At 70.6% G+C, this 4530-nt stretch carries 4 protein-coding genes and 1 pseudogene; 3 read left to right on the forward strand and 2 right to left on the reverse strand.

From position 1 onward, the window contains the following. A pseudogene (locus G6039_RS31565) lies at positions 1-112 on the forward strand (IS30 family transposase); the annotation flags it as partial. 52 nt (positions 113-164) lie between these two features. Here the strand turns inward: G6039_RS31565 and G6039_RS29640 are convergent. Continuing rightward, positions 165-902: a 3-hydroxybutyrate dehydrogenase gene (locus G6039_RS29640; protein ID WP_029547084.1), complete on the reverse strand. Its 738-nt coding sequence runs from the start codon at positions 900-902 to the stop codon at positions 165-167. Continuing rightward, positions 899-2284: an MFS transporter gene (locus G6039_RS29645; RefSeq protein ID WP_006943064.1), complete on the reverse strand. Its 1386-nt coding sequence runs from the start codon at positions 2282-2284 to the stop codon at positions 899-901. Before G6039_RS29645 ends, G6039_RS29640 begins: the two co-directional genes overlap by 4 nt. A 123-nt stretch (positions 2285-2407) precedes the next feature. On the opposite strand from G6039_RS29645, the gene G6039_RS29650 reads away from it, so the two are divergent. Then, positions 2408-3310: a LysR family transcriptional regulator gene (locus tag G6039_RS29650; RefSeq protein WP_006943063.1), complete on the forward strand. Its 903-nt coding sequence runs from the start codon at positions 2408-2410 to the stop codon at positions 3308-3310. 53 nt (positions 3311-3363) lie between these two features. Then, positions 3364-4287 (forward strand): tRNA glutamyl-Q(34) synthetase GluQRS, encoded by a 924-nt coding sequence (gene gluQRS / locus G6039_RS29655; protein ID WP_043799040.1) that lies wholly within the window; start codon positions 3364-3366, stop codon positions 4285-4287. Positions 4288-4530 lie beyond the last annotated feature (243 nt).

The following is a 4530-nucleotide window of genomic DNA, read 5'->3' on the forward strand; positions in this document are numbered from 1 at the left end:
GCCCGAGGACCTGCAGCAGGTCCAGGACGAGTTCAACGGCCGCCCCCGGCAGACGCTACGCTGGCGCACGCCAACCGAAGCGTTCACCGAGCTTGTCGCATCGGCCGCCTGAAACCGCCCTGATCGACGCGATGTGACATTCGGCCACACACACAGGGGGTGGGTCAGCGGGCGGTCCAGCCGCCGTCCATCGTGTAGGAGGCGCCGGTGACCATGCCGGCGTCGTCCGAGGCCAGCCACGCGACGAGGGAGGCCACCTCCCCGGGTTCGACGAGCCGCTTGATCGCCGGCTCGGTGAGCAGCACGTCGGCGAGCACTCGCTCCTCGTCGATGCCGTGCAGCCGGGCCTGGTCGCTGATCTGCTTCTCCACCAACGGCGTTCGCACATAGCCCGGGTTGACGCAGTTGCTGGTGACGCCGTGCGGACCGCCCTCGAGGGCCGTGACCTTCGACAGCCCCTCGAGGCCGTGCTTGGCGATGACGTACGCGGACTTGAAGGCCGACGCCCGCAGGCCGTGCACCGACGACACGTTGACGATGCGCCCGAATGCCCGGTCGTACATGTGCGGCAGGGCCGCCTTCACGAGGAGGAAGGGCACCTCCACCATCAGGGTCTGGATCCGGCGGAAGTCGGTGAGGGCGAACTCCTCGATCGGGCGGACGACCTGGATGCCTGCGTTGTTGACGAGGATGTCGACCTCGAGCCGGAGCCCGTCGAGCTGGTCGGTGTCGAGCAGGTCCACCGCCCACGCCTGCCCGCCGATCTCGTGGGCGAGGGTCTTGGCGGCGACCTCGTCGACGTCGGCGACGGTGACCTGCACGCCGCGGGCGGCCAGTTCCCGGGCGCACGCCGCCCCGATGCCGCCGGCGCCGCCGGTGATCAGCGCGGTGCGGGCACTCATGCGGACACCGCCGTCTTCTCGGCGCCGACGGCGCGGGCATCCGCGGCATCGATGTCGCGCAGGCTGATGCCCTTGGTTTCGCGGGCGGCGACGACGGCGATGATCGTCACCACGGACGCCACGGCCAGGTAGATCGCGATGGGCACAGCGCTGCCGTAGCGGCTGAGCAGCGCGGTCGCGATGATCGGCGCGAGCGAGCCGGCGACGATGGAGGTCACCTGGTAGCCGAGCGAGACACCCGCGTAGCGCATGCGGGTCGGGAACATCTCGGCCATGATCGCGGGCTGGCCGGCGTACATGAAGGCGTGGAACACCAGGCCGATGACGATGGCGGACATGACGAGGGCGTTGTGCCCGCTGTCCATCATCGGGAAGGCGAAGAAGCCCCACGTGCCGGCGGTGACGGCACCGACCATGTACACCGGGCGGCGGCCGAAGGTGTCGGACAGGCGCCCGACGACGGGGATGATCGCGAAGTGCACGGCGTGCGCGGCGAGCATCCACCACAGGATGGTGGAGGTGTTCGCACCGACGACCACCTTGAGATAGGTGATCGAGAACGTGACGACGAGGTAGTACATGACGTTCTCGGCGAAGCGCAGACCCATGGCGGTGAACACGCCGCGCGGGTATCGCTTGACGACCTCGACGACGCTGTACGAGCTGGACTTGATCTGCTCGGCCTCACGCTGGGCCTCGAGGAAGATCGGCGCGTCGGTGACCTTGGTGCGGATGTAGTAGCCGACCAGCACGATGACGGCCGACAGCCAGAACGCGATACGCCAGCCCCACGAGAGGAACGCCGCGTCGGACAGCGTGGTGGTCAGGATCAGCAGGACGACGGTGGCGACGAGATTGCCCATCGGCACGCCGGCCTGCGGCCACGACGCCCAGAAGCCGCGCGAACGGTTGGGGCTGTGCTCGGCGACGAGCAGCACCGCGCCGCCCCACTCACCGCCCACGGCGAAGCCCTGGACGAAACGCAGCGTGACGAGCAGCGCGGGCGCCCAGTAGCCGATGGCCCCGAAAGTGGGCAGACAGCCCATGAGGAAGGTGGCGACGCCGACGAGCACGAGGCTGGTCTGCAGCAGCTTCTTGCGGCCGAACTTGTCGCCGAAGTGGCCGAACACGACGCCGCCGAGGGGCCGCGCGACGAAGCCGACGGCGTAGGTGACGAACGCGGCGATGATGGCGTCGAGCTCGTTGCCGTTGTCGGGGAAGAAGACCTTGGAGAACACCAGGGTGGCGGCGGTGCCGTAGAGGAAGAACTCGTACCACTCGACGACGGTGCCGGCCATCGACGCGCCGACGACCTTGCGCAGGCCCGAGGCGGGGGTCTCGTCCGGTGTACGGCCGTCGGGCCGTGCCTGTTCGACGCTCATGGGTTCGTCCTCCTCGGTTCGACTGTGACGGGCAACACTTCTGAACGCATGTGCCGAGTATTGATGCACAGATCTGCATGCACAATGACGCGATCCGCAGAGTGGATCTGCAAGAATGCACACATGAGCGCGCCGTCGGCCGATGACCTGCTGGTTCTGCTGGCCGTCGGCCGCACGGGCCGCTTCACGACCGCCGCCGACGACCTCGGCGTCAACCACACGACCATCGCCCGTCGTATCGCGGCGCTGGAGAAGAGTCTCGGCGGGCGCGTGCTGGCCCGCGCGTCGGGCGGATGGGAGCTCACCGAGCTCGGCCGCTCGGCCCTCGCCGCGGCCGAGCGGATCGAGGCTGCCGTCGCCGGGCTGGCCGGACCCGACGGGGACCGCGGGCTCGAGGGCGTTGTCCGGGTCTCGGCGACCGACGGCTTCAGCGCCTACATCGCGGCCCCGGCCGGTGCGCTGGTGCGGCGACGGCACCCGGGCGTGGCGGTGGAGATCGTCGCGGCCACGCGTCGCGCGTCGCAGCAGCGGTCCGGCCTCGACCTCGAGGTGGTGGTGGGACGCCCCCAGGTGCACCGCGCCGAGGCGCACCGGCTGGCCGACTACACCCTCGGCCTGTACGCGGCGCGGGACTACGTCGCCGAACACGGTGCCCCGACGACGGTGCGTGAGCTGAGCCGTCATCCCCTGGTGTACTTCATCGACTCGATGCTGCAGGTCGACGACCTGGACCTGGCCCGTCGCATCGCCCCGGACATGCACGAGTCGGTGAGCTCGACCAACGTGTTCGTCCACGTCGAGGCGACCCGCGCCGCGGCCGGGCTCGGGCTGCTGCCGTGCTTCATGGCCGACCGGCACGCCGACCTGGTGCGGATCCTCCCCGGGGAGGTGGAGGCGCGGCTGAACTACTGGATGGTGGCGCGGTCGGAGACGCTGCGCCGGCCGGAGGTCGCCGCCGTCGTCGCGGCGATCCGCGAGACCGTGCACGCCCAGCGCTCCGTCCTGCTCGGCCGGCCCGTCGCGTGACCCACCGGCGTGCAGGTGACCGAATGTGACATCACGCTCGATAGTCTGACCAAATGTCACATTCGGCCGGGGACGCGCGGGTGGGGGCCGGCCGGTTCGCCCCGAGCCCGTCGGGCGACCTGCACCTCGGAAACCTGCGCACGGCGGTCCTCGCGTGGCTGTTCGCCCGGAGCACCGGGCGGCGGTTCCTGATCCGCGTCGAGGATCTGGACCGGGTCCGGCCCGGCGCGCAGGAACGTCAGCTCGCCGACCTCGCCGCGCTGGGCCTGGGCTGGGACGACGAGGTGGTCCACCAGTCGCGGCGGCTGCCCCTCTACGACGCCGCGATTGCCCGCCTCACCCGCGCGGGCCTGACCTACGAGTGCTTCTGCACGAGACGCGAGATCCAGCATGCGGCGTCCGCGCCGCACGCCCCGCAGGGCGCCTATCCGGGAACGTGCCGGAACCTCACCGAGGCCGAACGGGAGGCGAAACGGGCGTCGGGGCGGCCCGCCGCGCTGCGCCTGCGGTCCGGCGCCGCCACCTTCACCGTGGCGGACGAGGTGCACGGCAGCTTCACCGGTGTCGTCGACGACCTCGTGCTGCGCCGCGGCGACGGCATCCCCGCCTACAACCTGGCCGTCGTCGTCGACGACGCGGCACAGGGCATCGACCAGGTGGTACGCGGCGACGACCTGCTCACCTCGGCACCGCGGCAGGCCTATCTCGCGGCGCTGCTCGGGCTTCCGGTACCCACCTACGCGCACGTGCCGCTGGCGCTGAACGTGCACGGCAAACGCCTCGCCAAGCGCGACGGTGCCGTCACGCTCACCGACCAGGCGGCGCTGGGCCACACCGCGGCCGACGTCCTGAGCCGGATCGCGGTCTCGCTCGACCTGGCGGACAAGGACGAGCCCGTCACGCCGGAGCTGCTGCTCGAACGATGGGATCCGGCACGGCTCCCGCGGGAGCCGTGGGTGTACGACGGCAGCTGGTGACCGGTATCGGTGCAGCGCGACAGCCCTGCGGGGTCCGCGCGGCCGGCACCACCGCGTAGTCCGGTTCGCGCCGGTCGTCCGGCTCGCGGAAGTTCCGGTGATCGTGCAATTCGGGCGCGTCGGACGTAGTGTGCGCAGTCGACAACGCGATTGGCTCCACCCTCCCACCGAGAAGGATCCGATGACGACCGGCGGTTACGACCCCAGCAAAGAGCCCAACAACCAGGGCGGCGAACCCAACCC

The sequence above is a fragment of the Rhodococcus aetherivorans genome, assembly GCF_011058165.1.
Taxonomy (GTDB): Bacteria; Actinomycetota; Actinomycetes; order Mycobacteriales; family Mycobacteriaceae; genus Rhodococcus; species Rhodococcus aetherivorans.

Bases quoted from the DNA above. Each gene is read 5' to 3' on its own strand.
- G6039_RS29640 (WP_029547084.1), bottom strand. From the start codon at position 902: ATGAGTGCCCGCACCGCGCTGATCACCGGCGGCGCCGGCGGCATCGGG.
- G6039_RS29645 (WP_006943064.1), bottom strand. From the start codon at position 2,284: ATGAGCGTCGAACAGGCACGGCCCGACGGCCGTACACCGGACGAGACC.
- G6039_RS29650 (WP_006943063.1), top strand. From the start codon at position 2,408: ATGAGCGCGCCGTCGGCCGATGACCTGCTGGTTCTGCTGGCCGTCGGC.
- gluQRS (WP_043799040.1), top strand. From the start codon at position 3,364: ATGTCACATTCGGCCGGGGACGCGCGGGTGGGGGCCGGCCGGTTCGCC.